The sequence below is a fragment of the Enterobacter sp. H2G27 genome (assembly GCF_054403075.1).
The window spans coordinates 2,978,428-3,004,274 of the sequence record NZ_JBSVSI010000001.1; the positions used below are offsets into that span (position 1 = coordinate 2,978,428).

Sequence of the window (25,847 nt, forward strand, 5' to 3'; positions counted from 1 at the left end):
AAAACAGCATGATGGTTAAGGTTTTTTTGAAGCCAGTGCGGATAGTTCATTTCGCAACTCAGCACTAAGTGACTGGTCAAGAACGATTTTCTCCAGCTCTTTTCGGAAAGTCTGGTTATCCAGCAGGTTGGCTTTCAGATCGCGGAGCAAGTTGCGCATTGCCAGCATCGCCTTCAGCTGTGGAATTTGGGCAGCCACCTGCTCTGGCGTGAAATCTTTCATGCTCTGGAAAGTCAGCTGAATGTTGTCCTCACCACCATCGTCAGACAGCGTATTTTTAACGGCCAGGTTAACTTTTGGGGAATATTCGGAAAGAACGCTGTCAAAATTATTTTTGGTGATGTTAATCTTTTCGCGCTCAGATATTGTCGCAGATTCCTGCCCATTACTGAAATCACCCGCAACAAGCAATTTCAAGGGTAATTCCATTTTCTTGCTTGCTCCGCCAGTATGCAGGTCAAGCTTCAGGTTAATACGTGCCTTAGGCACCTCATTCTGAAAACTGTCAGCCATCTAATCATCCCTCTTTGTTTTGCTATGCCAACTTCACGGTATCGTTCTTGATGCGCAATAATAGAATAATGATCGGAACAAAATCAAATACACAGATCATTAATCCGATACAAGAATTTTCTTAAGAATTTTCCACTAAGACATTATCGTAAATAGGACAACTAAATCAGGAAAAGAAACTGCTCTTTTCGCACAAATCGAATATTTGTATCGCAGAAGGGGTTGTAGCCAGAGAGATGTTTATAAAAACATCATGTTTTGATTTGCATCACAGCATAACGTCAAAAAGCGCGAAAGAACGACAATATCTTATTGCGGCACGATTAAAAGAAGACAGGAATGGATGAAAGCAGATGGCTATTCCATTGATGGTATGAATAACGCTTAAGAATTTTCACGAAGAAATTTCTTATTTATTATGCGGAGGAATAAATAAAGGCGTAAATGTTTAATTTGGCGCAAATCAACAATACCGTTTTTTTTCTTTACGCCTTCCCTATGAGCGCTAACGCTTTTGCCTTCCGCTCAGGCAGGAAAGGCGCTTTCATGCGACTGCCTATAAAATCTGTAAAATCAATCACCTTCCGAACTGCCGCTTTTTTAATCAAAAACGAGTAATAGCACATATCGTATAACGGTGCTACATTACGCCGCCCGCCCAAATCAGCAGTGGCCAGGCAACGCCGTAAAGTTCGGTAAAGCCTGCAACCATCACCTTGAAGAACGGTCTTATCGGCACGTCGTATCGCAAACTCTGCGCTACCTTTACAGGCTTCACATAGGTTTCACTATTTTGTCTCAATCCAAATTTCAACGCGCGTTTTTACACCCGCGTTACTGGTTTACATGGTTTGGTCTTGGCGTTCTCTGGCTGCTGGTTCAACTTCCGTACCCTGTACTGCGTTTGCTGGGGTCGAAACTGGGCAGCGCTTCGCGCGTCTTCCTGAAACGTCGCGAATCTATCGCGCGGAAAAATATTGAGCTTTGCTTTCCTCAGTACAATGCCGAAGAGCGCGAGAAGCTCATCGCTGAAAACTTTAAGTCTATCGGCATGGCGCTGCTTGAAACCGGCATGGCCTGGTTCTGGCCGGATGAGCGTGTCCGTAAGTGGTTTGATGTAGAAGGACTGGATAATCTGAAACGCGCGCAGATGCAAAATCGCGGCGTGATGGTCGTCGGCGTTCACTTTATGTCGCTGGAGTTGGGTGGGCGCGTGATGGGGCTTTGTCAGCCAATGATGGCAACTTACAGACCGCACAATAGCGCTCTGATGGAGTGGGTGCAAACGCGTGGCCGCATGCGTTCCAATAAGGCGATGATCAGTCGTAATAACCTGCGCGGTATGGTCGGCGCTCTCAAGAAAGGAGAGGCCGTCTGGTTTGCACCCGATCAGGATTATGGACGTAAAGGCAGCAGCTTTGCCCCCTTCTTTGCGGTGAAAGACGTTGCGACGACTAACGGTACCTTTGTCATTTCTCGATTATCGGGCGCCTCCATGCTGACCGTGACGATGGTGAGAAAAGCAGATAAATCAGGCTACCGTCTGCACATCTCCCCTGAAATGGCTAACTATCCGGAAAACGAGTGCGAAGCCGCAGCGTTTATCAATAAAGTCATCGAAATTGAAATCATGCGTGCTCCAGAGCAGTATCTGTGGATGCATCGTCGTTTCAAAACACGCCCTCTTGGCGAAGCCTCGCTCTATATTTAAGCTCTTCATGAAGGTTAGTTTCGCTAAGAAACTAACCTTTTCAATCACCTGTCTTCCCGCTGAAAACCCGTCACTCATTGCGTCGCTCAAAGTGAATTTATTGCGTTGTGAAATCAAACTGTCGCCGTTCCACGACACTCGTAAGTAGCGGAAATTATTTAAAAAAATCCCTCTTGTCACCCTTCATTTTTAGGCGTACATTAGCGCCGTCTGGCAACAGGAAAGCACAGAATTCTGAGCTGGAGTCGGCGGCGTAACGGGAAAATTCTCATTTTCGTTTTGACCGGATTTCAGCTCTCTATAATCAGGTGGACTCTGTTTTTATATGCGTACCACAAGATACGCGGAGCGATGAAACGTGAAATATTTCTTTATGGGCATTTCGGTGATTGTTTTAGTCTGGGCCGGAACCTTTGCCCTGATGATTTAGTGAAGAACATGCAGTCAAAAAAACAGGAGCCATCGGCTCCTGTTTTTTTATGTCATGACGATGCGGGATGTTCTGCGACGCTCTTTGAGGTGAGAAGACCATCGGCACGGAACATACTCTTGATGCCCCTCACCGCCTGACGAATACGGTCGCTGTTTTCAATCAGGGCAAATCGCACATGGGTGTCGCCATAATCACCGAATCCAATGCCAGGCGAGACACACACTTTTGCATCCTGGAGCAGTTTTTTGGCAAACTCCAGCGATCCCATCGCCGCGTACGGTTCCGGAATTTTTGCCCAGACGTACATAGACGCCTTCGGCATTTCCACCATCCAGCCCGCTTCATGCAAGCCTTTTACCAGCACGTCACGGCGGCGCTTATACTGGGCGGCAATCTCGTGAACGCACTGCTGGTCGCCCTCCAGGGCAGCGATAGCCGCGACCTGCAGCGGCGTGAAGGTGCCGTAATCGTGGTAACTCTTAATGCGCGCCAGTGCGCTCACCAGCGTTTTGTTACCCACCATAAAGCCAATACGCCAGCCCGCCATGTTGTAGCTTTTCGACAGGGTAAAGAACTCTACCGCCACGTCACGCGCGCCCGGGACCTGCATAATCGACGGGGCTTTCCAGCCGTCATAGACGATGTCAGCATAGGCTAAATCGTGAACCACCAGCACGTCATAACGCTTAGCCAGCGCAACAACTTTCTCGAAGAAATCAAGCTCCACGCACTGCGCCGTTGGGTTCGACGGGAAGCCGAGGATCATCATCTTCGGTTTCGGATAACTTTCACGAATCGCACGTTCCAGTTCGTTAAAGAAATCGACACCTTCCACCAGCGGCACAGAGCGGACCTGGGCGCCGGCAATCACCGCGCCGTAGATATGGATCGGATAGCTTGGATTAGGCACCAGCACCGTATCGCCATGATCCAGCGTAGCCAGCATCAGGTGTGCCAGCCCCTCTTTCGAGCCGATGGTGACAATCGCTTCACTTTCCGGATCGATATCAACCTGATAGCGATCCTGATACCAGCGCGAGATCGCGCGACGTAACCTGGGAATACCGCGAGAGGTTGAGTAGCCGTGCGTATCCGGACGCTGGGCAACCGTGCAGAGCTTCTCAACGATATGCGGTGGCGTTGGGCCGTCAGGGTTACCCATGCTGAAATCAATAATATCTTCGCCGCGCCGACGCGCAGCCATTTTCAGTTCAGCAGTGATATTGAAAACATAAGGGGGGAGACGATCGATACGCGTAAAACGGCGTTCAGGACTGAATTCAGCCATAGATTCCTCAGATTAACGTTAGCGCCCGGACCGTCCGAGCGACGCTGCCACCGATGTGGCATGCTTAGAAAATAACCTGAAAAAAATGATGCTGTCGAGAGGGAAGTGAAAAAAAAGCGATCGACTAAAAACCGGAACCCGGCTGCGCCTAAAAGCGGAAGCCCCTGTTTCAGGATCGGCTGTCTGATAGCCGTTATTTAACAGGATGATATCAAAACAGTTACCTGACGATACGCAGGCTATAAAAAATCAGGACGTGTCCGTTACCGACAGACAATCCCCTTTAGAAATTATGGTTTTTCCTCATTTGATAAACCTGTCGGATAGCTGGTCAATACGCGTCAGGTTTTTTATCATGGCTCTTTCCCGTTTTCCCAGGTCTACTCGTGCACGAAATATTTACTATGCTGCTGGCGGTTTTTGACCGTGCGGCATTAATGCTGATTTGCCTGTTCTTCCTCATTCGCATTCGCCTGTTTCGCGAGCTGTTGCACAAATCCGCACACTCGCCAAAAGAGCTGCTGGCCGTTACCGCTATCTTTTCCCTGTTCGCCCTGTTCAGCACCTGGTCAGGCGTGCCGGTAGAGGGTTCGCTGGTTAACGTGCGCATTATAGCCGTGATGTCCGGCGGAATTTTGTTTGGCCCGTGGGTGGGCGTCATCACCGGCGTGATTGCCGGAACCCATCGCTATCTGATTGATATCGGCGGCGTGACGGCGGTACCCTGCTTTATCACCAGCATTATCGCCGGGGTGCTATCCGGCTGGATCAGCCGCAAAATCCCGAAAAAACAGCGCTGGCGCGCCGGGATCGTGGCGGGCATGGTGTGCGAAACGCTGACCATGATCCTGGTCGTCGTCTGGGCCCCCACCACCGCGCTGGGGCTGGATATCGTCTCGAAAATCGGTATTCCGATGATCCTGGGCAGCGTGTGCATCGGCTTTATCGTGCTGCTGGTGCAAAGCGTTGAAGGCGAAAAAGAAGCAAGCGCCGCACGTCAGGCCAAGCTGGCGCTGGATATCGCCAATAAAACGCTGCCGCTTTTCCGTCACGTTAACGCGGAATCATTGCGTCAGGTCTGCGAGATCATTCGCCACGACATTCATGCTGACGCTGTCGCCATCACCAATATTGACCACGTGCTGGCCTACGTCGGCGTGGGGGAACACAACTATCGCGACAACGATGACACCATTAGCCCGACCACCAGACAGGCGATTAACTACGGTAAAATCATTATTAAAAACAATGATGAAGCCCACCGAACGCCGGAAATCCACTCCATGCTGGTGATCCCGCTGTGGGAGAAAGGCGTCGTGACGGGCACGCTGAAAATTTATTACTGCCACGCGCATCAGATCACCTCCACGCTGCAGGAGATGGCCATCGGCCTGTCGCAGATTATCTCCACCCAGCTGGAGGTTTCGCGGGCAGAACAGCTGCGTGAGATGGCAAATAAGGCAGAGCTTCGCGCGCTGCAGAGCAAAATCAATCCCCATTTCCTGTTTAACGCGCTGAACGCGATCTCCTCGTCCATTCGTCTTAATCCGGACACCGCGCGCCAGCTGATTTTTAACCTGTCGCGCTATCTGCGCTACAACATCGAGCTGAAAGATGACGAGCAGATCGACATCAAAAAAGAGCTGTATCAGATAAAAGATTACATCGCGATTGAGCAGGCGCGCTTTGGCGACAAGCTCACGGTCATTTACGATATTGATGAAGAGGTCAACTGCGTGATCCCGAGCCTGCTTATCCAGCCGCTGGTCGAAAACGCGATTGTTCACGGCATTCAGCCCTGCAAAGGCAAAGGCGTCGTCACCATCAGCATCACCGAAAGCGGCAACCGGGTGCGAATTGCCGTGCGCGATACCGGCCACGGAATTGATCCTAAAGTCATTGAGCGCGTCGAGTCTAACGAGATGCCCGGAAATAAAATCGGCCTCCTGAACGTGCACCACCGGGTCAAGCTGCTTTACGGCGATGGACTGCACATTCAGCGTCTTGAACCGGGTACCGAAATTGCTTTTTACGTCCCGAATGAGCGCTCTCCGGTCCATTCGACAACATCACTGTTGCCCCAGGTTGAGTAACCCATGAAAGTAATTATTGTCGAAGATGAAATTCTGGCTCAACAGGAGCTAACCTGGCTTATCAACACCCACAGCCAGATGGACATTGTGGGTACGTTTGATGACGGTCTGGACGTGCTGAAGTTTCTGCAGCATAACCGGGTCGACGCCATCTTCCTGGATATCAACATTCCGTCGCTGGATGGCGTACTGCTGGCGCAAAACATCAATCAGTTTGCCCATAAGCCGTTTATTGTGTTCGTTACCGCATGGAAGGAGCACGCCGTAGAGGCCTTCGAGCTGGAGGCGTTTGACTACATCCTTAAGCCTTACCAGGAATCGCGGATTGTCAGCATGCTGCAAAAGCTGGAGGCTGCATGGCAGCAGCAGACCGCTCCCGCTAACGCCAGCCCAACGGTAAGGGACAACGACACCATCAATCTGGTCAAAGATGAGCGCATCATCGTGACGCCGGTCAATGATATCTACTATGCCGAAGCTCATGAAAAGATGACGTTTGTCTATACGCGGCGGGAATCTTACGTGATGGCGATGAACATCACCGAATTTTGCAGCAAGCTGCCGGCTACCCACTTTTTCCGCTGCCACCGCTCGTTCTGCGTGAATTTAAACAAGATCCGCGAGATCGAACCGTGGTTTAACAATACCTATATCTTGCGCCTGAAGGATCTGGATTTTCAGGTGCCGGTGAGCCGCAGCAAGGTGAAAGAGTTCCGCCAGCTTATGCACCTGTAAAGAAAAAGCCCTCTCCCGCGGGAGAGGGCCATGCATCAGAGAATCTGACCGAGAACCTGACGCAGGTGGGCGCCCGAACCCAGCAGACCCGGGTTATCATGCACGATCAGATAAACCGGGATGTCCTGCACGTAGCTTCTGAAGCGCCCTTTATCCTCAAACCCGCCGCGGAAGCCGGAAGCTTTGAAGAACTCCAGGAAGCGCGGCACAATTCCGCCCGCGATATAAACGCCCCCGAAGGTGCCCAGCGTCAGCGCCAGATTGCCGCCGAAGCGTCCCATAATCACGCAGAACAGCGACAGGGCACGACGGCAGTCAATGCAGCTGTCCGCCAGCGCGCGTTCGGTAACGTCTTTTGGCTGCAGATTTTCCGGCAGACGACCGTCTGATTTCACAATCGCCCGGTACAGGTTCACCAGTCCCGGACCTGAAAGGACGCGCTCGGCGGAGACGTGGCCGATCTCAGCGCGCAATTCTTCGAGGATAATGCCCTCTTCTTCGCTGTTAGGCGCAAAGTCCACGTGACCACCTTCACCCGGCAGGCTCACCCAGCGCTGAGCGACATGCACCAGATGTGAAACGCCCAGGCCGGTACCGGCCCCGTAGACCGCAATCGGCTTACCCTCGACCGGTTCAGCGCCGCCAAACTGGATCAGATGCTCCGGCTTCAGCATCGGGATCGCCATGGACACCGCGGTGAAGTCATTGATGATTTCAAGATGCGCAAAGCCGAGGTTTTTTCTCATTTCGGCGATGGAGAATGCCCAGGTATGGTTGGTCATGGCGACCCAGTCGCCGGTTATCGGGCAGGCAATTGCGATGCAGCCATCTTCAACGCTCACCTGATGTTCTTCCAGATAGACGCGGACAACGGCCTCAAGGCTTGGATAATCCAGCCCGGAATAGGTTTTCGCCCGGGAAATTTCACCACTACTTACATCGCATAATGCGAGGCGCGCGTTCGTGCCGCCCACATCACCTACCAACGCATACTTTGTCATTCTTCAACTGCTCCGCTAAAGTCAAAATAAATCTTTGGGACACTGTAAATTCAAGGCGTGATAACAACAACGACCGGAAGGTGAATGCCCATGGATTATCGATCTTCGTCACAGAATAACTTTACCGTTTCAGCACCTTTTGCACTATTGCCATAAGGCTTAATGTGCAAAGTAACGTAATACCGTTTTGTACAAGGAAATCATCATGCTCCACCCGCGAGCCAGAACCATGCTGTTGCTGGCCATTCCGGCGCTCATCATTGGCGTGGTTTCAAGTCTGGTGCTCATCGTCGTGATGAAAGTCGCGTCGGTGCTGCAAACACTATTATGGAACGCGCTTCCTGCAGGACTGGGCGTCCCCGTTGATTCTCCTGCCTGGATCGTTGGAATGCTGACGTTAACCGGTATAGCGGTGGGTCTGGTGATCCGTTTCAGTCCCGGCCATGCCGGCCCCGATCCGGCACAGGAACCGTTGATTGGTGCCCCGGTTGCGCCCTCGGCGTTGCCAGGGCTAATCATTGCGTTGATTCTGGGCCTTGCCGGCGGCGTCAGCCTGGGGCCAGAGCATCCGATTATGGCCGTGAATATTGGCCTGGCGGTTTTTCTCGGTTCACGCATTTTGCCTCGCGTCGGCGCGCTGGACTGGACCATTCTCGCCTCCGCAGGCACCATCGGGGCGCTATTCGGCACGCCCGTTGCGGCAGCACTGATCTTTTCGCAGACGCTCAGTAGCAATAACGATGTCCCGCTGTGGGATAAGCTGTTTGCGCCACTGATGGCCGCCGCCGCCGGGGCGTTGACCACCAGCCTGTTTTTCCATCCCCATTTTTCACTCTCCCTGCCCCACTACGGCCAGATGCAAATCGCTGATATTTTCAGCGGCGCCATCGTCGTCGCCATCGCCATTGCGCTGGGCATGGTGGCGGTATGGTGTCTTCCACGTCTGCACCGGCTAATGCACAGACTCAAACACCCGGTGTTGATTCTGGGAGCCGGCGGTTTGATCCTCGGTATCTTAGGGGCAATCGGTGGGCCGGTGACGTTGTTCAAAGGTCTGGACGAGATGCAGCAGCTGGCCTTCAGCCAGGTATTTAGCGTCTCCGACTATCTGCTGTTTGCCGTAATCAAGCTGGCAGCGCTGGTGGTGGCCGCCGCCTGTGGTTTCCGCGGTGGACGCATCTTCCCGGCGGTCTTTGTCGGCGTCGCGCTGGGGCTGATGCTGCACGAGCATGTCGATGCGGTCCCTGCGGCGATTACCGTCTCTTGTTCTATTCTGGGGCTGGTTCTGGTGGTCACGCGCGACGCCTGGCTAAGCCTGTTTATGGCGGCGGTAGTCGTACCGGATTCGACGCTTTTCCCTCTGCTTTGTATCGTGATGTTGCCCGCCTGGCTCCTGCTGGCGGGCAAACCGATGATGATGGCCTGGCGAAACGACAAATAATCAGGCGCTATTGCGCGCCTCCAGCGCTTTGGTAATCGCCCCCAGCAGCGGCGGAATATCCGCTTTCGGCAGCATCACCTCAATCAGCGAGAGCCGCTCGTGGTGCGCTACTTTTTCAAGGACGTCCACCAGCTGCTCCGCTTCACTGACCCGCCAGCACTGGGCCTGAGGATCAAGGCTGAGTGCCTGCGGGATTTGCGTCCAGTTCCATAGCGCAATGTCGTTATAACGTTGCTCAGGCCCATGGATCGCTCTTTCCACCGTATATCCTTCGTTGTTAAGAACCAGAATGATGGGGTGTTGTTTATCCCGCAGCATCGAGCCGAGCTCCTGGATGGTGAGCTGCGCCGCGCCATCCCCCGTCAGAACAATCACGCGCCGGTTCGGGCAGGCCGTCTGTGCGCCAAATGCCGCCGCCAGCGTGTAACCGATCGATCCCCACAGCGGCTGGACGATAAAATTCACGTCCGCCGGCAGACGAAGGTCGATCGCACCGAAGGCCGAGGTGCCCTGATCCGCAAGAATGATGTCTCCCGGACGAATAAACGTCTGCAGCGTTTGCCAGAAATTCGCCTGCGTCAGCGAGCCATCCGGCTGCGGGTAGGCCATCGAGCTTTGAGAGGACGGTACCGGCGTACCGTGCACGTGCTGTTTACACAGCTCCACCAGCGTTTCGATTGCCTGAAGCATGGGGATGCCGGTAAACCAGATATCACCAACGCGTGAAGCATGAGGCTGAACTTCTATCGTTTGTGCCGGGGTGAGCTGATGCGTGAAGCCGGCGGTAAGGGTATCGGTAAATCGCGTCCCGATGCACAGCACGATATCAGCCCCTTCAATCGCCTCTTTTACCGCGCCGGCGCTCGCCGAGCCGCTGTAGGTGCCGTAAAAACCAGCGTGACGTTCGTCAAATATTCCTTTGCCCATCAGCATGGTGGCATGTGCCATCGGCACGTCTTTAACCCATTTCTGTAGCGCATGCTTCAGGCCATGGCGCAGGACAAGGAAATCGGCCAGCAGCGCAGTACGCTTGCTTCTGGCAAGCTTGTTCTCAGCGGCCTCCCGGAACGCTTTCAGGCAGGCGCTATCGGCATGCGCATGGCGGAGCGTGAGAGCGCTTACAGGAGGCGTGGCGGCCTTTTTTGCCACGTCGGCAGGCAACATCAGATAGCCGGGGCGACGCTCCCGGAGCATAGTGGTTAACACCCGGTCGATTTCATAGCAGGCGTTTTGTTCGGTCAGGATCGCCTGTGCAGCAGTAATCGGCTCGCTCATATGATAAAAATGACGAAACTCACCGTCGCCCAGCGTGTGGTGCAGTAGCTCCCCTCTTTGCTGTGACGCCATACCCGGCGCCCCCACAATATGCAGTACCGGAACATGTTCGGCATAGCTGCCCGCAATGCCGTTCATGGCGCTTAACTCTCCTACGCCAAATGTCGTCAGCAGCGCGGCGAAGCCCTTACATCGGGCATATCCGTCCGCGGCATAAGAGGCGTTTAACTCGTTGGCACAGCCCACCCAGCAGATATCGGGGCTGTCTATCACGTGGTCGAGAAACTGCAGGTTATAGTCGCCCGGCACGCCAAACAGATGATCGGCTCCACAATCTGTAAGACGGTCCAGCAGGTAATCGGCGACGCAGTATGGGGTACGCATGAACAGGTATCCTTCTAATGTTGACCTCACCTTGAGTATTAAATAAGCGTGATGGCTGTCCAGAATTGGCGATAAGAAGGGCATGGAAAGAATGCTTTACAAAAAAGGCTGCGCTATGCTGCTTTTTTTCACGTAAATGTAAACGCATACACTGATTTTACACTTCAGCGCCAGAGGTTACGAAAATGGGTTATCAGCCGGACAAAAATCGTTACGGGACAATGGAGTATCGCCGCTGTGGGCAAAGCGGGCTCAGGTTGCCCGCCATCTCGCTCGGGCTGTGGCATAACTTCGGTGATACCACCCTTATCGAAAACAGCCGTCAACTTTTACAGCGTGCGTTCGATCTGGGCATTACGCATTTCGACCTTGCCAACAACTATGGCCCGCCACCGGGATCGGCCGAACGTAATTTCGGCCGTATTTTACAGGAGGACTTCCTGCCCTGGCGCGACGAGCTAATCATCTCAACCAAAGCGGGCTATACCATGTGGGAGGGTCCTTACGGCGACTGGGGGTCACGCAAATACCTGCTGGCAAGCCTCGATCAAAGCCTGAAGAGGATGGGGCTGGAGTATGTGGATATCTTCTATCATCACCGTCCTGACCCACAGACGCCGCTGCTGGAAACCATGAAAGCGCTTGACCATGCGGTGCGTCAGGGGAAGGCTCTGTATGTTGGATTATCCAACTACCCCGCTGACCTGGCCCGCAAGGCGATTGATATCCTTGACGATCTCGGTACGCCCTGCCTGATCCACCAGCCGAAATATTCCCTGTTTGAGCGTGCGCCGGAAGAAGAATTGCTGGACGTGCTGCAGGAAAAAGGAGTCGGCTGTATTCCCTTCTCGCCGCTGGCCGGTGGGCAACTGACCAACCGCTATCTGAATGGCATTCCCACAGACTCACGCGCGGCAAGCGGCAGTCAGTTCCTTAACCCCGACCAGCTCACCGAAGAGAAGCTGGAGAAGATTAGAAAGCTGAACGCCATGGCGGAAGAGCGCGGCCAGAAGCTGTCCCAGATGGCGCTGGCCTGGGTATCGCGTCATGAGAGTGTGACCTCAGTGCTGATAGGGGCGAGTAAAGCGGCTCAAATTGATGACGCCGTGGGGATGCTGGCAAACCGCCATTTCTCTGTGGATGACTTGGCCCGTATAGACGCGATCCTGAGCAGTTCAATATAAAACCGTTTTTAGCAAAAAGTGCTCTCCCCCAGGAATTCGGAGTTGAGGCGATGATACGAAGCTTTACCAACTCGTAAAATTGCGTTAACAGGCCCACCTAAGGCCCCGATCGTGAAGGAGAAAGAGTATGTTCAGGTCACTGATTCTTGCAGCGGTATTACTGGCTTCGGCGCCGCTGATCGCCACTGCGGGCGAAATCACCCTGTTGCCATCAGTAAAATTACAAATTGGCGATCGTGACGACTACGGCAGATACTGGGACGGCGGCTACTGGCGCGACCGTGACTACTGGCACCGTCATTATGAATGGCGCGGCGATCGCTGGTGGAAACATGATAACGGCAGACACCGCGGCTGGTATAAAGACAACGCGTATGAGCGCGGCTACCGTGAAGGCTGGAACGATCGTGACGACCGTCGCGGCGGCTGGGGTCGCGGGAAAGGTCATGGTCACGGCCATCACCACTAATAAAAAAGGAGCCATGGAGGCTCCTTTTTTTGTTAAAGACCCAGTGCGGTTCCCACCAACAACCACAGGTTCAGCGCAACGACCACCACCACGATGGCCCATCCGGTTCGTTTTACCAGCGTTGAGTTAGCCAGCTCGCCCATCAGAGTTTTGTTGCTGGTAAAGATCAGCAGCGGCACCAGCGCCAGCGCGATACCAAAACTCAGCAGAACCTGGCTCATGACCAGAATTCGCGTTGGGTCGAGACCCATCAGAATCACCACAAATGACGGCAGCATGGTGACGGAGCGACGAACCCACAGCGGAATGTGGAAGCGGACAAACCCCTGCATCACAACCTGGCCTGCCAGCGTGCCCACCACCGTAGAAGAGAGGCCGGCAGCTACCAGGCTGAGACCAAATATCGTGGCGGCAGCATGGCTCAGTAACGGCTCCAGCGTGAGATACGCCTGGTCGAGATCGGCAATACCGGTATGACCGTTAAAGTGGAAAGCCGCGGCTGCAGTCGCCATCATCGCCAGGTTTACAAACCCTGCGATGGTCATAGCGATCGCGACGTCCCACTTGGTAGCGGAGTAACGCTCTTTACGCGTCCCACCGTGGAGATGCTGCGTCAGCGAGGAGTGCAAATAAATCACGTGCGGCATGATGGTCGCCCCGAGCACCCCGGCGGCCAGGAACACCGCTTCCGACGTTGGCAGGCTTGGGATCGCCATCCCTTTACCGAGCTGTGCCAGATTCGGCTGTGAGAAAATCAGCTCGACAATGTAGGCCGCCGCCACAAAAAGCAGCAGACCACCAATCACCTTCTCCAGCGGCTTTTGACCCCGACGCTGCAGCATCAGGATGAGGAAAGTGGCAATCCCGGTCAGCACCGCCCCTTGCAACAGCGACACGCCCAGAATCAGCTTAAAGCCGATCGCTGCACCGATAAACTCAGCGAGGTCAGTGGCCATGGCGATGATTTCAGCCTGAACCCAGTAGAGCCAGACGGCGGGACGCGGGTAATGGTCGCGAATTTGCTCCGCCAGGTTTTTACCCGTCGCAATCCCCAGCTTTGCGGAGAGCATCTGAATCAGCATCGCCATCAGGTTAGCCCAGACCACCACCCACAGCAGCTTATAGCCGAAGCTGGCCCCGGCCTGAATATTGGTCGCAAAGTTTCCTGGATCGATATAGCCAATGGCAGCGATGAACGCAGGTCCCATTAATGCGAACCGCAACTTGCGCGCGGCTCTGCCACTGCTACCCTCTACGCGACTGTTTGTCATTTCTGCCTCTGAAATATAGCCTTTGCTATGTTTAATGCTATCAAAATGAGAATGATTATCAAGATCATTTATAAAGTTTGCAGTGATTTCTCTGATAGCTTTGAACGATAGACGGGCGGGTAAGTGGGGCGATCTAACCGAAACTGAAATCGCGCATGCTTTTGTGAAGACTAGCACACAAACTTAACTTTTCACGCATTTACCGAACATAACAAAAATGTATTGTGGATCACTATTTTTGAGACTCGTCACAGGATGTAACTATAGTGTGTCCTCGATCTCGTTTTCTTTTCGGTTGTTACATAGAATGTGCACGAAAATTAAACCTGCCTCATATTTGGAGCAAATATGGACCGCGTCCTTCATTTTGTCCTGGCACTTGTTGTCGTTACTGCACTTGCATTGCTGGTCAGCACAGACCGCAAAAAAATTCGTATCCGTTATGTTGTTCAACTGCTGGTCATTGAAGTTTTACTTGCGTGGTTCTTCCTGAACTCCAACGTAGGCCTCGGCTTCGTGAAAGGCTTCTCCGAAATGTTCGAAAAACTGCTCGGATTCGCCAACGAAGGGACCAACTTTGTCTTCGGTAAAATGAACGACGAAGGTCTGGCGTTCTTCTTCCTGAAGGTTCTCTGCCCTATCGTCTTCATCTCCGCGCTGATCGGTATTCTGCAGCACATCCGCGTTCTGCCGTTCGTGATTCGTGGAATTGGCTTCCTGTTATCCAAAGTGAACGGTATGGGCAAGCTGGAATCCTTCAACGCCGTCAGTTCCCTGATCCTCGGTCAGTCTGAGAACTTCATCGCGTATAAAGATATTCTCGGCAAGATGTCCCGCAACCGCATGTACACCATGGCGGCAACCGCAATGTCTACCGTTTCCATGTCTATCGTGGGCGCGTATATGACCATGCTGGAACCAAAATACGTGGTTGCTGCGCTGGTTCTGAACATGTTCAGCACCTTTATCGTTCTGTCGCTGATCAACCCGTACCGCGTTGACGCAAGCGAAGAGAACATTCAGATGTCAAACCTGCACGAAGGCCAGAGCTTCTTCGAAATGCTGGGTGAGTACATTCTGGCCGGTTTCAAAGTCGCGATTATCGTTGCCGCCATGCTGATCGGCTTCATTGCGCTGATTTCTGCGCTGAACGCCCTGTTCGCTGCGGTGCTGGGTATCTCCTTCCAGGGGATTCTCGGCTACATCTTCTATCCGATTGCATGGGTGATGGGTGTTCCGGCTCACGAAGCGCTGCAGGTGGGCAGTATCATGGCAACCAAGCTGGTTTCTAACGAATTCGTTGCAATGATGGATCTGCAGAAAATTGCCAGTACGCTTTCTCCGCGTGCGGAAGGCATTCTCTCCGTGTTCCTGGTCTCCTTCGCGAACTTCTCGTCCATCGGGATTATCGCGGGTGCGATTAAAGGTCTGAACGAAGAACAGGGTAACGTGGTATCTCGCTTCGGCCTGAAGCTGGTTTACGGCTCTACGCTGGTGAGCGTCCTGTCAGCGTCCATTGCGGCACTGGTCCTGTAACGTTTACCGTGAAACAAAAACCGGGAGCCTGGCTCCCGGTTTTTTTATGTCCGTAATTCTTCCAGCGGTTTGGGTTTGCCTATCAGGTAGCCCTGCAGGTAATCCACACCGAAGCGGAGCAGCATCTCCCGCTGCGCCGGTGTTTCCACATATTCCGCGACGACGCAGAGCGATTTTGTCTTTGCCAGATTACACATCGACTGCACAATCATTGCATCCATGTCGTCTGTACAAATGTCTTTCACAAAGCAGCCGTCGATTTTAATGATGTCCGCCTGCAGGCGTCTGAGACGCTCATAGTTAGCGTAGCCAGTACCAAAATCATCGATGGCGATCCGGAAACCATACTCCCGCAATTGCTGAATATTATTGATACTCGTGCCTGAATTTGAGAAAGCCTGCTCTTCAGTAATCTCGATCACGACGGCCTGCGGTGCCACGCCGTACCGTTCAAACAGCGCGCAAATCTCGGTCGCCACCTCTTTTTGCATCAGCGTCAGCGGCATCAGATTGACGGAAAAACGGGCGCCAGCGTGCGTTGCAGGGTTATCTCGCAGCCATACCAGTAATTTTTCCATGACGCACATATCAAACCGGTGGCTGAGGTTGAACTGCGCAATCAGCGGAATAAAGCGGTCAGGGGTAATAATCTCCCCCTCGCTCTCCATTCGCGTCAGGATTTCATAGTACCCGCTCCCGTCAGCCTTCTGGATCGGCTGCGCATACAAATGGAACTGCCCCGCCTCAAGCGCATGCTTAATCCGGGCCAGCATCAGGACACGCTCTGTCGTTTGCCCTGATGCCACCTCAAGACTATTCGTGAGCGCGAGTACGTTTTGCTCTCCGCAGGCCTGTTCTGCCAGCCAGCTTAGCTGCCCCAGCGTGTGATGCAGTTTCTCACCGTCTTCGACCATTCCCCATGACGCGCCAAACTCAATATCCAGCCCGGTGTTGTTCCAGAAAATCTTATTGCTGTTGAGCCGATCGACCATATGCTGGAGACGTTCAGCAATTTCCGGCCCGAGCAAGACCAGCACCAACTCGCTTCCGGGCAGCTGGAAGAGCAGCTCATCTTTTTGCAGGAGCGGCTGAAGCGACGTGGCGATCGTTCGTTTGCAGTGGACCCGCATGATAATCCCGTAGTGGCGGCTCAAAAACTCCAGATTATCCATGCGCAAAATGCACACTTTGGCATCCGGATGAATTTCAAGGTAATCCTCCAGCGCACGAATATTAGGCAGACCGGTAAGAGGATCGGTCAGCGCCCTGTCCTGCCAGCCCCGCTTCAGCCACTCGCTGCGCTGGTAAATGCGAGACATGTAAAGCAAGCAGATGGCGAAAGAAATCAGCACGGAGAGGATAAAGGAGAGCGAATGTCCCGATTCCACCCCGTTAAGGAAATTATAGTTGTATGTCAGCAGCAGGAGCGCTGAGGTGGCCCACAGCAGAGAAATCAACGCATAGGTCAGGCGGCTTATCGCTAAGGTAAAAAGAATAAATATCAGCGGCATCAAATAGCCCGCAATGACCGGTGACTCAAAAGGACCACATAAAATGACAAGAATGAAGCTTAAAAGCGCTAACCAGACAAAAATATATAATGGATTCTTGTGATAAAACATGGGCTTCACGCTTCGCCGCCAGAAGGTGACGGCATAACGAGGATTAATTATCATTCTTAGCGGGTAATAGAACATCATGGTAAAAATCAGCGCCGCGCATATCAGGCTTTGTATATCCACTACGTTATAAATTACCGTGCCTTCGCCGAAATAGGTCGAAATTGTCACCGGAAAATCAAAGAAATAGCCTGCCATATACATCGACAGCTTAATACCTAATGGCACGACAAAACCGAGCCAGAATATACGAAGCCCGATGTGTTTGTTAGGGATACTGTAGCGCCAGCGCTTGCCCAGCATAAGGCGTAGCAGACCGCATCCTGCGAACAACGCAAAGGTCTGACAGAACAGTAAAACTGGATATTGTAGCGGCGCTAAATTAATATAGAATAAATTAGTGACAGTAAAACCTAACAGAATGGGAAGAATTGCTCTGCGCCCAAATATCAGAATGACCGCCAGCATAACGCTGAGTGGCAACCATGCTAAATAAACGTCGTGACCATTAACAATTGCGCGTGGAGAAAGATAACGGGAGACAGGCACCGCAATCAGGCAAAGTGCCAGGGCAATCATAAATATCTTTACATTATCATACGTTTTTTTATTCATTAATCAGGAACGTTATTTTCCAGGAGAATCATTGACCGGATGGATAATAGGTTTATTAATTGCGCGAATCAAGTTCAAGTCTATTTATAGACCGGTTTATTGATTACGATTGAGGTGAGGTACAGAAATACCTTCTTTTTGATAACAAAATGCGGTAAAGGGCGTTACAAACAGATAAAAAAAAACCCCCGTCATTCGACGAGGGTTTACAATTTTGGTGGAGCTAAGCGGGATCGAACCGCTGACCTCTTGCATGCCATGCAAGCGCTCTCCCAGCTGAGCTATAGCCCCACATATGACTTTACTGACCGCACTCTGTTGGGTTCAGAGTTTGGTGGAGCTAAGCGGGATCGAACCGCTGACCTCTTGCATGCCATGCAAGCGCTCTCCCAGCTGAGCTATAGCCCCATCGTAAAGCTGTCATGTTGACGGGCGGCATAATATGAATTCCGCTGCGGAGTGTCAACGGCAAAATCAATTCCAGCTATTCAATCGCCGAAAAATCATGCAAATGAATCACTTTGCGAGCCTGCTCGCAGTCAGGAGTTAAGCCTGTCACGTTTTCACGTTAAAGGGTGCTATAAAATGAGCCGCTAATTAACCCCACAGATATTCAGGAAATTGCATGATCAAGGAACGAATGACGCCAGAAGAGTTAGCCCTCCTCACTGGCTATAGCCGACAGACCATCAATAAATGGGTACGCAAAGAGGGTTGGATTACGTCACCAAAGCCAGGCGTCCAGGGCGGGAAAGCGCGTCTGGTACATGTGAACGAAAAAGTCCGTGAATTTATCCGCAGTGCACGTCGGGCAAGCGAAACGTCCGAACTGCCAGAAGGCGTGAGTCATGATAGTTCACTTCACACCCTGCTCCTGACGCTAGCCAATGAAATGACGCCGGAAGAGCAGAAGCAGATGACATCGCTATTACTGCGGGAAGGGATCACCGGATTATTGCAACGTTTAGGGATTCGCGATCGGGACTGATATGAAAAGATTACGGAGCAAAATGACCACGGAAGAGCTGGCGGAGAGTTTGGGCGTCGCCAGGCAAACGGTTAATCGTTGGATACGCCAGCAGGGATGGAAAACCGAAGGGCTCAACGGCGTGAAAGGCGGTCGCGCGCGACTCATTCATGTCGATGCGCGCGTGAAGGAACATATTATGAGCCTCCCGGCAATTCGCACCCCTCACGAGGTTTACCATCTCGCGGAGGCCACGTCTTCCTACAATACCCCCTCTTCAAACCTGTATCCGGGCATTATTGAGACGCTGGAGAGTATGACTAAGCCGGAGCAGAAGCGTCTGGATGCGTTATTGAAGCGCGAAGGCATACACGGATTTCTTAAGCGTCTGGGTATTGCAGAAGAAGAAGCATAAAAAAACGGCAGGTTCCCCTGCCGTTTGTTTTATCTGAGACGTTATTACTGCTGATTTTCTCGTTCAGCGATAAAGTCCAGCGCCTTGTTAATGCGCGAAACGCTGCGTGATTTGCCGATGGCATGAACCGTTACGTCCAGCGCCGGAGACTGACCCGCACCGGTCACCGCAACGCGCAGTGGCATACCGACTTTACCCATGCCGACTTCCAGCTCGTCTGCCGTCGCCTGAATGGCGTGATGCACATTCTCAGCGGTCCATTCGGTGAGCGCAGCCAGCTTGTCACGCACCACTTCCAGCGGCTGACGCGCAACCGGACGGAGGTGTTTCTTCGCGGCGTCCGCGTCGAACTCAGCAAACTCTTCATAGAAGTAGCGGCAGCTTTCAGCAATCTCTTTCAGAGTTTTGCAGCGCTCGCCGAGCAGTTTCACCAGATCCGCCAGCTCAGGGCCAGTGCGGGTATCAATATTTGCCTGCTCAATGTGCCACTGCAGGTAAGTCGCTACATATTCTGGCTGCATGGTATTGATGTAGTGATGGTTCAGCCACAGGAGCTTGTCGGTATTAAACGCGCTCGCTGATTTGCTGACAGAGCTCAGAGAGAACAGTTCGATCATCTCTTCGCGGCTGAAGATCTCCTGGTCACCGTGAGCCCAGCCCAGACGCACCAGATAGTTCAGCAGCGCTTCTGGCAGATAACCGTCGTCGCGATACTGCATGACGCTAACCGCGCCGTGACGTTTAGACAGTTTTTTCCCGTCGTCGCCGTTGATCATGGAGACGTGCGCATAAACAGGCACAGGGGCGTTCAGCGCCTTCAGGATGTTGATCTGACGTGGCGTGTTGTTGATGTGGTCTTCACCACGGACAACGTGAGTAATTTCCATATCCCAGTCGTCAACCACCACGCAGAAGTTGTAGGTTGGGGAACCATCGGTGCGGCGGATGATCAGATCGTCCAGCTCATGGTTGCTGAATTCGATCGGGCCACGGATCTGGTCGTCAAAGATCACAGACCCCTCTTGCGGGTTAGCAAAACGCACAACGCAAGGCTCATCAGCAGCGTGCTCGCTGTGGTCATGGCGGCAGCGGCCGTCATAACGCGGCTTTTCACCATTCGCCATCTGCTCTTCGCGCAGCGCATCCAGACGCTCTTTAGAGCAGTAGCATTTATACGCCGTGCCCGCGACCAGCATCTCATCAATGACAGCGTTATAGCGGTCAAAGCGTTTGGTCTGGAAGTAAGGACCTTCATCCCATTCCAGATTCAGCCAGTTCATCCCATCCATAATGGCTTCAATTGCTTCTGGCGTGGAGCGCTCAAGATCGGTGTCTTCAATACGCAGTACGAACTCACCTTTGTTGTGGCGTGCGAAAAGCCAGGAATAGAGAGCGGTACGTGCACCACCGACGTGCAGATAGCCTGTCGGGCTCGGCGCGAAGCGAGTTTTGATTTTCATGAAATGGCCTTACGTTATAAAGATGCCGGCAATCGGCAAATCCTGGGGAAAAAACGATGGGCAATATTCTATCACTGTGCGGCGATTCCTCAATGTTGATCCCTTTATCGTGACCGAGTTTGCGATTTTTGTTTAGAAATCATGCGCCATTGCCCGTTTCGCGATCGTTTTGTTTAATTTTACGACGAACGAATAAAAACTTTAGAAAATGCGTTGACTCATTTTCAACTCTCCCTATAATGCGACTCCACACAGCGGGGGTGATTAGCTCAGTTGGTAGAGCATCTCCTTTACACGGAGGGGGTCGGCGGTTCGAGCCCGTCATCACCCACCATCTACTTCGGTAGACTCGCAGTGTAGATAAGAATTGAGATTGGGCGATTAGCTCAGTTGGTAGAGCATCTCCTTTACACGGAGGGGGTCGGCGGTTCGAGCCCGTCATCGCCCACCATTCTCACCTTATCGCAGCAGTTCCGAAATGGGCGATTAGCTCAGTTGGTAGAGCATCTCCTTTACACGGAGGGGGTCGGCGGTTCGAGCCCGTCATCGCCCACCATTTCGGGTCGTTAGCTCAGTTGGTAGAGCAGTTGACTTTTAATCAATTGGTCGCAGGTTCGAATCCTGCACGACCCACCAATGTAGAAAGGCGCCCTAAAGGCGCCTTTTTGCTATCTGCAGTTTGTCTACTTCCGCCTTCCAGTACACTTTCACCGCATCATCAATACTGATTGTGTATCGATGTAACTCCCTGCCAGATATGGCAGTTTTGCTCAAGCTAATCCCGTTGGTGCCGATACCTCTGTTTTATAACGCGAGGAAAAAGTATGACGACCATTCAGGCTTCAACCCAACAGATTCAAACCAGCGGCGCGAGTGGCACTTCGAGCAGTAACGATATCTCTGCGCAAATCACCCGCATTCTCGATAAGATCAAAAAGCTGACTCAGCAGTTAAAAGAGCTGGCGAACAGCACCGGCAGCGCTGATGAGAAGAAGAAGCAGCAGGAACTTATTCAGACCCAGATCAAAGTGCTTCAGGCGCAGCTCGCCTCACTGCAGCGCCAGCAGGCCGAAGAGGCCCAAAAGAAGCAGGATCAAAAGCTGGGCAAAGTGGAAGGTGTGAATAACCCTTCAGACAATAATCAGATTGATATCTACATCTAATCTTCTGATGCGTTAAACAGTGGGTCGCGTATGCGGGCTTCGGTTAATCGTTGTGCCTGAATACGCACCACTTCCCAGATAGCCTGCGCCGCCCCCGAGAGTGAGCGATTTTTTCGCCGCACCAGCATCAACTTTCGCTCAACAACGGGCGCTAATCGCCTGACGGCCAGCCGGCTTCCCTGCGGTAGGGGAAGCGCCAGGGCGGGCAACACGCTGATGCCAATGCCGGCTTCCACCATGGGAAACAGCGTCGCCGGGTGACCAATCTCCTGCACGATTGTTGCCTTTACGCCCTGATTCATCAGCGCGGAATCAATCAACGGACGGCTGCCCGAGGCATAATCCTGTAATACCAGATTCGCGCCCTGCAGGGACTGCCAGCTGACCTCCGGCAACGAGGCCAGCGGATCGTCGTCACGGCAGAGCAGCAAAAAAGGCTCAGAAAGTACGCTTTCGCACGCCAGATCGCTTGCCTGACCGGGATCGATAACAATACCAAAATCGACATCCCCCTGGCGGATGCTCTCCAGCACCCACTGTTGCGGCCTGTCATGCAGCACAAAATCAATGTCCGGGTAGCGATGGCTTCCCTCGGCAATACACTGAGGTATAAGGTGTGCGGATATCGTCTGGCTGGCCGCGACCCGCACGGTACCCGAAAGCTGCTGGCCCAGCCTTCCCACGTCTCTGAGCGTGCTGTTGAGCTCATCCAGCAACCGTTCAAGGCGCAGAGCCAGCTGCTGCCCGGCTTCGGTCAGCACCACTTCGCGCGTGGTGCGGTCAAGCAACCGGACGCCAGTCTGATTTTCCAGCTCTTTCACGCTGTGGCTAACCGCCGACTGGCTCAGGCCAATCATCTCTCCTGCCCGGCTAAAGCTACGAGCCTGCGCCACGGTGACAAAAACACGAAGCTGACGGAGTGAATAATTCATCTGTTTAATTCATGAATGGATGCAATAAATCAATTTTATTTCTCAAATGGAAAAAAGCACAATAGCGTCATCTGTTTTCAGGAGTCATTATGAAACTATTTCGTATTGTTGATCCGTTTACGCTCACCCTGGTAGTTACCGTTTTACTGGCCTCTTTCTTCCCCGCTCGCGGCGGTTTCGTTCCGTTTTTTGAAGGGCTGACGACGGCCGCCATCGCGCTACTGTTCTTTATGCACGGCGCAAAGCTCTCCCGCGAAGCCATTATCGCGGGCGGTAGCCACTGGCGACTACACCTGTGGGTGATGTGCAGCACGTTCATTCTGTTTCCGATCCTCGGGGTGCTGTTTGCCTGGTGGGCGCCGGTTAACGTCGACCCGGCGCTTTACACCGGTTTCCTGTATCTCTGTATTCTTCCGGCCACGGTGCAGTCCGCGATTGCCTTTACCTCTCTCGCGGGAGGGAACGTGGCGGCCGCGGTCTGCTCGGCATCGGCATCCAGCCTGTTAGGGATTTTCGTTTCGCCGCTGCTGGTAGGCCTGCTGATGAACATGCACGGTGCGGAAGGTAACCTTGAGCAGGTCGGCAAAATCTGTCTGCAGCTGCTGCTGCCGTTTGTGCTGGGGCATCTTTCCCGACCGTGGACCGGCGCGTTTGTGGCGAAGCATAAAAAATGGATTTCAAAAACCGACCAGACCTCGATTCTGCTGGTGGTTTACTCCGCCTTCAGCGAAGCGGTCGTAAACGGGATCTGGCACAAGGTGGGGGCAGGCTCGCTGCTGTTTATCGTGGTGGTCAGCATCGTCCTGCTGGCGATTGTTATTGCCGTTAACGTCTTTGTGGCACGCAAATGCGGCTTCAACAAAGCGGATGAAATTACGATCGTATTCTGCGGTTCGAAAAAGAGCCTGGCGAACGGCATCCCGATGGCCAACATTCTGTTCCCGACCTCGGTGATTGGGATGATGGTGCTGCCGCTGATGATTTTCCACCAGATCCAACTGATGGTCTGCGCGGTGCTGGCGCGTCGCTACAAGCGCCAGACCGAAAAGCTGGCACAGGAAGAGACCCGCGCCGCGAAGGCTTAAGTTAAGGACGTTTCAGGGGCTGCACCAGCTGAGTCAGCCCCTCGGTTTTGATCAGTAACGTGATAGCCATCAGCTCGCCCAGTCGCCCTGCCGGGAATTCATCCTTACGGGCAAACCACAGCAGATACTCCTCCGGCAAATCAATCAGCCTGCGGCCCTTGTATTTACCGAACGGCATCTCGGTATTGGCGATCTCAACGAGCTGCTCTTTCTCCACGTTACTCTCCTAACAGACGCATCATTTCCACTTCGTCGATAACCTCAATGCCGAGCTCCTGGGCTTTCGCCAGCTTCGAACCCGCCGCTTCACCGGCGATCACCAGGTCGGTTTTCTTCGACACGCTGCCCGCCACTTTTGCCCCCAGCGCCACCAGACGCGCTTTTGCATCGTCGCGTGAAAGCTGGCTCAGGCTGCCGGTCAGCACCACCGTTTTACCGGCGAACGGGCTGTCGATCTCTTCAGCGTTAACCACCACCGGCGCGGGCCATTTAATGCCCTCTTCCAGCAGTTCGCCGATGACGTTACGGTTGCTCTCTTCGGCGAAGAAGTTAAAGACGTGCGTGGCGACGACAATACCTACGTCCGGGACTTTCTGCAGCTCCTCGATGCTCGCCTTTTCCAGCGCCTCCAGCGTACCAAAGTATGCTGCCAGACCTGCTGCGGTTGCTTCACCCACTTCACGAATGCCCAGCGCGTAGAGGAAACGGGCGAAAGTCGTCTCTTTTGCGGCTTCCAGCGCGTTAACCACATTCTGGGCAGACTTTGGTCCCATGCGGTCCAGACCGGTCAGTTTACCAGCGGTCAACCTGAAGAGGTCCGCTGGCGTGTGGACGTACTCTTTCTCAACCAGCTGATCGATAATCTTGTCGCCCATGCCGTCAACGTCCATTGCGCGACGGGAGACGAAGTGCTTCAGTGACTCTTTACGCTGCGCGCCACAGATTAAGCCACCCGTACAGCGCGCCACCGCTTCACCTTCTACGCGCTCAACGTCCGAGCCGCACACCGGACAATGGGTCGGGAAGACAACTTCGCGCGTATCGTCAGGACGTTCTGACTCAACGACGTTAACCACCTGCGGGATCACGTCCCCTGCGCGGCGAATCACCACTTTGTCACCAATGCGCAGGCCCAGGCGTTCGATTTCATCGGCGTTGTGCAGCGTGGCGTTACTCACCAGCACGCCCGCCACCTGCACTGGTTCCAGACGGGCGACCGGTGTAATAGCCCCCGTTCGACCGACCTGGAACTCCACGTCGCGAACGAAGGTCATCTGCTCCTGAGCCGGGAACTTAAACGCCACCGCCCAGCGCGGCGCGCGCGCCACAAAGCCCAGCTGCTCCTGCAGCGCCAGTGAATTCACCTTGATGACGACACCATCAATATCAAAACCGAGCGTCGGACGGTCCTCTTCCACCTTGTGGTAGAACGCCAGCACCGCTTCCGGCGAGTCGCAGAGCTGAACGCGGTTGCTCACCGGCAGGCCCCACGCTTTAAACTGCAGCAGGCGTCCAAGGTGCGTATCCGGCAGCTCGCCGCCCTCAAGAATACCCACACCGTAGCAGAAGAAAGTAAGCGGTCGCTTCGCGGTAATACGTGGGTCAAGCTGGCGCAGCGAGCCCGCCGCCGCATTACGCGGGTTAGCAAACACTTTCCCGCCGGTACGACGAGCCTCTTCGTTAATTTTCTCGAAGCCCGCCTGCGGCAGGAACACTTCGCCGCGCACTTCCAGACGCGCAGGAATGTTGTCACCCTGCAGCCTCAGAGGGATCGCGCGGATGGTACGCACGTTGGTGGTGATGTCTTCGCCCGTCGTGCCGTCGCCACGCGTCGCGGCACGCACCAGCACGCCGTTTTCATAGAGAAGACTGACCGCCAGGCCATCCAGCTTGAGCTCGCAGCACCAGGTGAGAGAGTCGCTGCTTTTCAGGCGATCCTGCACGCGCTTGTTAAACGCGAGGAAGCTCTCTTCATCGAAGACGTTATCCAGCGACAGCATCGGCACTTCATGACGCACCTGGCTGAAAGCGCCCAGCGGCTCAGCGCCGACGCGCTGGGTGGGGGAATCCGGCGTGATGAGTTCAGGATGCTGCGCCTCTAGTTCGCGCAGCTCGCGCATCAGGCGGTCATACTCCGCATCCGGCACTTCCGGCGCGTCCATAACATGATAGAGGTATTCATGATGGCGAAGCGTGGTTCGCAGTTCAGTGAGTTGTTGTTCGATTGAGTCCATATCGCACCATCAATGAGAAAAAA

The 25,847-nt window shown here is 53.5% G+C and carries 23 protein-coding genes and 6 tRNA genes; 16 read left to right on the forward strand and 13 right to left on the reverse strand.

Annotated features, from left to right (window positions below):
• Positions 1-15: 15 nt before the first annotated feature.
• On the reverse strand, positions 16-513 hold the full coding sequence (gene tssB, locus ACW9E7_RS14030; RefSeq protein WP_045909386.1) for a type VI secretion system contractile sheath small subunit: 498 nt from the start codon (positions 511-513) through the stop codon (positions 16-18).
• Positions 514-1,153: 640 nt separating this feature from the next.
• Positions 1,154-1,291 carry a hypothetical protein gene (locus ACW9E7_RS14035; RefSeq protein WP_159427010.1) on the reverse strand — a complete coding sequence of 46 codons (138 nt, stop codon included), beginning with the start codon at positions 1,289-1,291 and terminating at the stop codon, positions 1,154-1,156.
• Positions 1,292-1,303: 12 nt separating this feature from the next.
• Between ACW9E7_RS14035 and lpxP the strand changes: the two genes are divergently transcribed.
• Positions 1,304-2,224: a kdo(2)-lipid IV(A) palmitoleoyltransferase gene (lpxP, locus tag ACW9E7_RS14040; RefSeq protein ID WP_458728396.1), complete on the forward strand. Its 921-nt coding sequence runs from the start codon at positions 1,304-1,306 to the stop codon at positions 2,222-2,224.
• Positions 2,225-2,582: 358 nt separating this feature from the next.
• Positions 2,583-2,654: a membrane protein YpdK gene (ypdK, locus tag ACW9E7_RS14045; RefSeq protein WP_099458937.1), complete on the forward strand. Its 72-nt coding sequence runs from the start codon at positions 2,583-2,585 to the stop codon at positions 2,652-2,654.
• A 52-nt stretch (positions 2,655-2,706) separates the two neighbouring features.
• On the opposite strand, the gene alaC is transcribed toward ypdK, so the two are convergent.
• Complete coding sequence (gene alaC / locus ACW9E7_RS14050) at positions 2,707-3,945, reverse strand: alanine transaminase (RefSeq protein WP_023308710.1); 1,239 nt, start codon at positions 3,943-3,945, stop codon at positions 2,707-2,709.
• A gap of 386 nt (positions 3,946-4,331) precedes the next feature.
• Between alaC and ACW9E7_RS14055 the strand changes: the two genes are divergently transcribed.
• Complete coding sequence (locus tag ACW9E7_RS14055; RefSeq protein WP_458727953.1) at positions 4,332-6,038, forward strand: LytS/YhcK type 5TM receptor domain-containing protein; 1,707 nt, start codon at positions 4,332-4,334, stop codon at positions 6,036-6,038.
• Positions 6,039-6,041: 3 nt separating this feature from the next.
• Positions 6,042-6,773, forward strand: coding sequence for a LytR/AlgR family response regulator transcription factor (locus tag ACW9E7_RS14060; RefSeq protein WP_458727954.1), 732 nt, complete (start codon positions 6,042-6,044; stop codon positions 6,771-6,773).
• A gap of 35 nt (positions 6,774-6,808) precedes the next feature.
• Here the strand turns inward: ACW9E7_RS14060 and glk are convergent, their stop codons facing one another.
• Positions 6,809-7,774, reverse strand: coding sequence for a glucokinase (gene glk, locus ACW9E7_RS14065; RefSeq protein ID WP_115875942.1), 966 nt, complete (start codon positions 7,772-7,774; stop codon positions 6,809-6,811).
• A 205-nt stretch (positions 7,775-7,979) separates the two neighbouring features.
• Here glk and ACW9E7_RS14070 point away from each other — a divergent pair, with 205 nt between their 5' ends.
• Positions 7,980-9,215 (forward strand): ion channel protein, encoded by a 1,236-nt coding sequence (locus tag ACW9E7_RS14070; protein ID WP_133294874.1) that lies wholly within the window; start codon positions 7,980-7,982, stop codon positions 9,213-9,215.
• On the opposite strand, the gene ipdC is transcribed toward ACW9E7_RS14070, so the two are convergent.
• Complete coding sequence (gene ipdC, locus ACW9E7_RS14075; RefSeq protein WP_458727955.1) at positions 9,216-10,874, reverse strand: indolepyruvate decarboxylase; 1,659 nt, start codon at positions 10,872-10,874, stop codon at positions 9,216-9,218. It lies immediately after the preceding gene.
• 185 nt (positions 10,875-11,059) lie between these two features.
• On the opposite strand from ipdC, the gene mgrA reads away from it, so the two are divergent.
• Both mgrA and ACW9E7_RS14085 read left to right on the forward strand, forming a co-directional pair.
• A complete protein-coding gene (gene mgrA / locus ACW9E7_RS14080) occupies positions 11,060-12,058 on the forward strand; it encodes an L-glyceraldehyde 3-phosphate reductase (protein WP_458727956.1) in 999 nt (332 codons plus the stop codon).
• Between the two features lie 127 nt (positions 12,059-12,185).
• Positions 12,186-12,527: a DUF2502 domain-containing protein gene (locus ACW9E7_RS14085; RefSeq protein WP_111965213.1), complete on the forward strand. Its 342-nt coding sequence runs from the start codon at positions 12,186-12,188 to the stop codon at positions 12,525-12,527.
• A gap of 32 nt (positions 12,528-12,559) precedes the next feature.
• Here ACW9E7_RS14085 and ACW9E7_RS14090 read toward each other — a convergent pair whose 3' ends face one another.
• The gene (locus tag ACW9E7_RS14090) at positions 12,560-13,798 is read right to left on the reverse strand and encodes an Nramp family divalent metal transporter (protein WP_143345377.1); all 1,239 of its coding nucleotides are present in this window, start codon (positions 13,796-13,798) and stop codon (positions 12,560-12,562) included.
• A gap of 348 nt (positions 13,799-14,146) precedes the next feature.
• On the opposite strand from ACW9E7_RS14090, the gene nupC reads away from it, so the two are divergent.
• Positions 14,147-15,334: a nucleoside permease NupC gene (gene nupC, locus ACW9E7_RS14095; RefSeq protein ID WP_059386333.1), complete on the forward strand. Its 1,188-nt coding sequence runs from the start codon at positions 14,147-14,149 to the stop codon at positions 15,332-15,334.
• 44 nt (positions 15,335-15,378) lie between these two features.
• On the opposite strand, the gene ACW9E7_RS14100 is transcribed toward nupC, so the two are convergent.
• The 3 genes from ACW9E7_RS14100 to ACW9E7_RS14110 form a co-directional block, all read right to left on the reverse strand.
• On the reverse strand, positions 15,379-17,568 hold the full coding sequence (locus ACW9E7_RS14100) for a sensor domain-containing phosphodiesterase (RefSeq protein WP_458727957.1): 2,190 nt from the start codon (positions 17,566-17,568) through the stop codon (positions 15,379-15,381).
• Positions 17,569-17,783: 215 nt separating this feature from the next.
• Positions 17,784-17,859: transfer RNA gene (locus ACW9E7_RS14105), tRNA-Ala, on the reverse strand.
• Between the two features lie 41 nt (positions 17,860-17,900).
• Positions 17,901-17,976, reverse strand: a tRNA-Ala gene (locus tag ACW9E7_RS14110).
• Between the two features lie 217 nt (positions 17,977-18,193).
• Here ACW9E7_RS14110 and ACW9E7_RS14115 point away from each other — a divergent pair.
• Together ACW9E7_RS14115 and ACW9E7_RS14120 are read left to right on the forward strand one after the other, a co-directional pair.
• Entirely contained in the window at positions 18,194-18,556 is a 363-nt protein-coding gene (locus ACW9E7_RS14115) for a YfeC-like transcriptional regulator (RefSeq protein ID WP_115875947.1), read from the forward strand.
• Position 18,557: 1 nt separating this feature from the next.
• On the forward strand, positions 18,558-18,950 hold the full coding sequence (locus ACW9E7_RS14120; RefSeq protein WP_111965210.1) for a YfeC-like transcriptional regulator: 393 nt from the start codon (positions 18,558-18,560) through the stop codon (positions 18,948-18,950).
• Positions 18,951-18,994: 44 nt separating this feature from the next.
• Here the strand turns inward: ACW9E7_RS14120 and gltX are convergent, their stop codons facing one another.
• A complete protein-coding gene (gltX, locus tag ACW9E7_RS14125; RefSeq protein WP_458727958.1) occupies positions 18,995-20,410 on the reverse strand; it encodes a glutamate--tRNA ligase in 1,416 nt (471 codons plus the stop codon).
• Positions 20,411-20,668: 258 nt separating this feature from the next.
• Here gltX and ACW9E7_RS14130 point away from each other — a divergent pair.
• The 5 genes from ACW9E7_RS14130 (at position 20,669) to ACW9E7_RS14150 (ending at position 21,573) form a co-directional block, all read left to right on the forward strand.
• Positions 20,669-20,744: transfer RNA gene (locus ACW9E7_RS14130), tRNA-Val, on the forward strand.
• A 41-nt stretch (positions 20,745-20,785) separates the two neighbouring features.
• A tRNA-Val gene (locus tag ACW9E7_RS14135) sits at positions 20,786-20,861 on the forward strand.
• Positions 20,862-20,890: 29 nt separating this feature from the next.
• Positions 20,891-20,966: transfer RNA gene (locus ACW9E7_RS14140), tRNA-Val, on the forward strand.
• A 4-nt stretch (positions 20,967-20,970) separates the two neighbouring features.
• Positions 20,971-21,046 (forward strand) — tRNA-Lys (locus tag ACW9E7_RS14145).
• 188 nt (positions 21,047-21,234) lie between these two features.
• A complete protein-coding gene (locus ACW9E7_RS14150; RefSeq protein WP_458727959.1) occupies positions 21,235-21,573 on the forward strand; it encodes a FlxA-like family protein in 339 nt (112 codons plus the stop codon).
• On the opposite strand, the gene ACW9E7_RS14155 is transcribed toward ACW9E7_RS14150, so the two are convergent.
• A complete protein-coding gene (locus tag ACW9E7_RS14155; protein ID WP_458727960.1) occupies positions 21,570-22,505 on the reverse strand; it encodes a LysR family transcriptional regulator in 936 nt (311 codons plus the stop codon). The two genes, ACW9E7_RS14150 and ACW9E7_RS14155, sit on opposite strands and share 4 nt — an antisense overlap.
• 89 nt (positions 22,506-22,594) lie before the next feature.
• Here ACW9E7_RS14155 and ACW9E7_RS14160 point away from each other — a divergent pair, with 89 nt between their 5' ends.
• Positions 22,595-23,590, forward strand: a complete 996-nt coding sequence (locus tag ACW9E7_RS14160; RefSeq protein ID WP_111965206.1) for a bile acid:sodium symporter family protein — start codon at positions 22,595-22,597, stop codon at positions 23,588-23,590.
• A 1-nt stretch (position 23,591) separates the two neighbouring features.
• Here the strand turns inward: ACW9E7_RS14160 and ACW9E7_RS14165 are convergent, their stop codons facing one another.
• Both ACW9E7_RS14165 and ligA read right to left on the reverse strand, forming a co-directional pair.
• On the reverse strand, positions 23,592-23,807 hold the full coding sequence (locus ACW9E7_RS14165; RefSeq protein WP_003861328.1) for a DUF3820 family protein: 216 nt from the start codon (positions 23,805-23,807) through the stop codon (positions 23,592-23,594).
• A gap of 1 nt (position 23,808) precedes the next feature.
• The gene (gene ligA / locus ACW9E7_RS14170) at positions 23,809-25,824 is read right to left on the reverse strand and encodes an NAD-dependent DNA ligase LigA (RefSeq protein WP_271368396.1); all 2,016 of its coding nucleotides are present in this window, start codon (positions 25,822-25,824) and stop codon (positions 23,809-23,811) included.
• Positions 25,825-25,847 lie beyond the last annotated feature (23 nt).

Coding starts and splice junctions, on each gene's coding strand:
- tssB (WP_045909386.1), bottom strand. CDS start 513: ATGGCTGACAGTTTTCAGAATGAGGTGCCTAAGGCACGTATTAACCTG.
- alaC (WP_023308710.1), bottom strand. CDS start 3,945: ATGGCTGAATTCAGTCCTGAACGCCGTTTTACGCGTATCGATCGTCTC.
- ACW9E7_RS14060 (WP_458727954.1), top strand. CDS start 6,042: ATGAAAGTAATTATTGTCGAAGATGAAATTCTGGCTCAACAGGAGCTA.
- glk (WP_115875942.1), bottom strand. CDS start 7,774: ATGACAAAGTATGCGTTGGTAGGTGATGTGGGCGGCACGAACGCGCGC.
- ACW9E7_RS14070 (WP_133294874.1), top strand. CDS start 7,980: ATGCTCCACCCGCGAGCCAGAACCATGCTGTTGCTGGCCATTCCGGCG.
- ipdC (WP_458727955.1), bottom strand. CDS start 10,874: ATGCGTACCCCATACTGCGTCGCCGATTACCTGCTGGACCGTCTTACA.
- mgrA (WP_458727956.1), top strand. CDS start 11,060: ATGGGTTATCAGCCGGACAAAAATCGTTACGGGACAATGGAGTATCGC.
- ACW9E7_RS14085 (WP_111965213.1), top strand. CDS start 12,186: ATGTTCAGGTCACTGATTCTTGCAGCGGTATTACTGGCTTCGGCGCCG.
- ACW9E7_RS14090 (WP_143345377.1), bottom strand. CDS start 13,798: ATGACAAACAGTCGCGTAGAGGGTAGCAGTGGCAGAGCCGCGCGCAAG.
- nupC (WP_059386333.1), top strand. CDS start 14,147: ATGGACCGCGTCCTTCATTTTGTCCTGGCACTTGTTGTCGTTACTGCA.
- ACW9E7_RS14100 (WP_458727957.1), bottom strand. CDS start 17,568: ATGAATAAAAAAACGTATGATAATGTAAAGATATTTATGATTGCCCTG.
- ACW9E7_RS14115 (WP_115875947.1), top strand. CDS start 18,194: ATGATCAAGGAACGAATGACGCCAGAAGAGTTAGCCCTCCTCACTGGC.
- ACW9E7_RS14120 (WP_111965210.1), top strand. CDS start 18,558: ATGAAAAGATTACGGAGCAAAATGACCACGGAAGAGCTGGCGGAGAGT.
- gltX (WP_458727958.1), bottom strand. CDS start 20,410: ATGAAAATCAAAACTCGCTTCGCGCCGAGCCCGACAGGCTATCTGCAC.
- ACW9E7_RS14150 (WP_458727959.1), top strand. CDS start 21,235: ATGACGACCATTCAGGCTTCAACCCAACAGATTCAAACCAGCGGCGCG.
- ACW9E7_RS14155 (WP_458727960.1), bottom strand. CDS start 22,505: ATGAATTATTCACTCCGTCAGCTTCGTGTTTTTGTCACCGTGGCGCAG.
- ACW9E7_RS14160 (WP_111965206.1), top strand. CDS start 22,595: ATGAAACTATTTCGTATTGTTGATCCGTTTACGCTCACCCTGGTAGTT.
- ligA (WP_271368396.1), bottom strand. CDS start 25,824: ATGGACTCAATCGAACAACAACTCACTGAACTGCGAACCACGCTTCGC.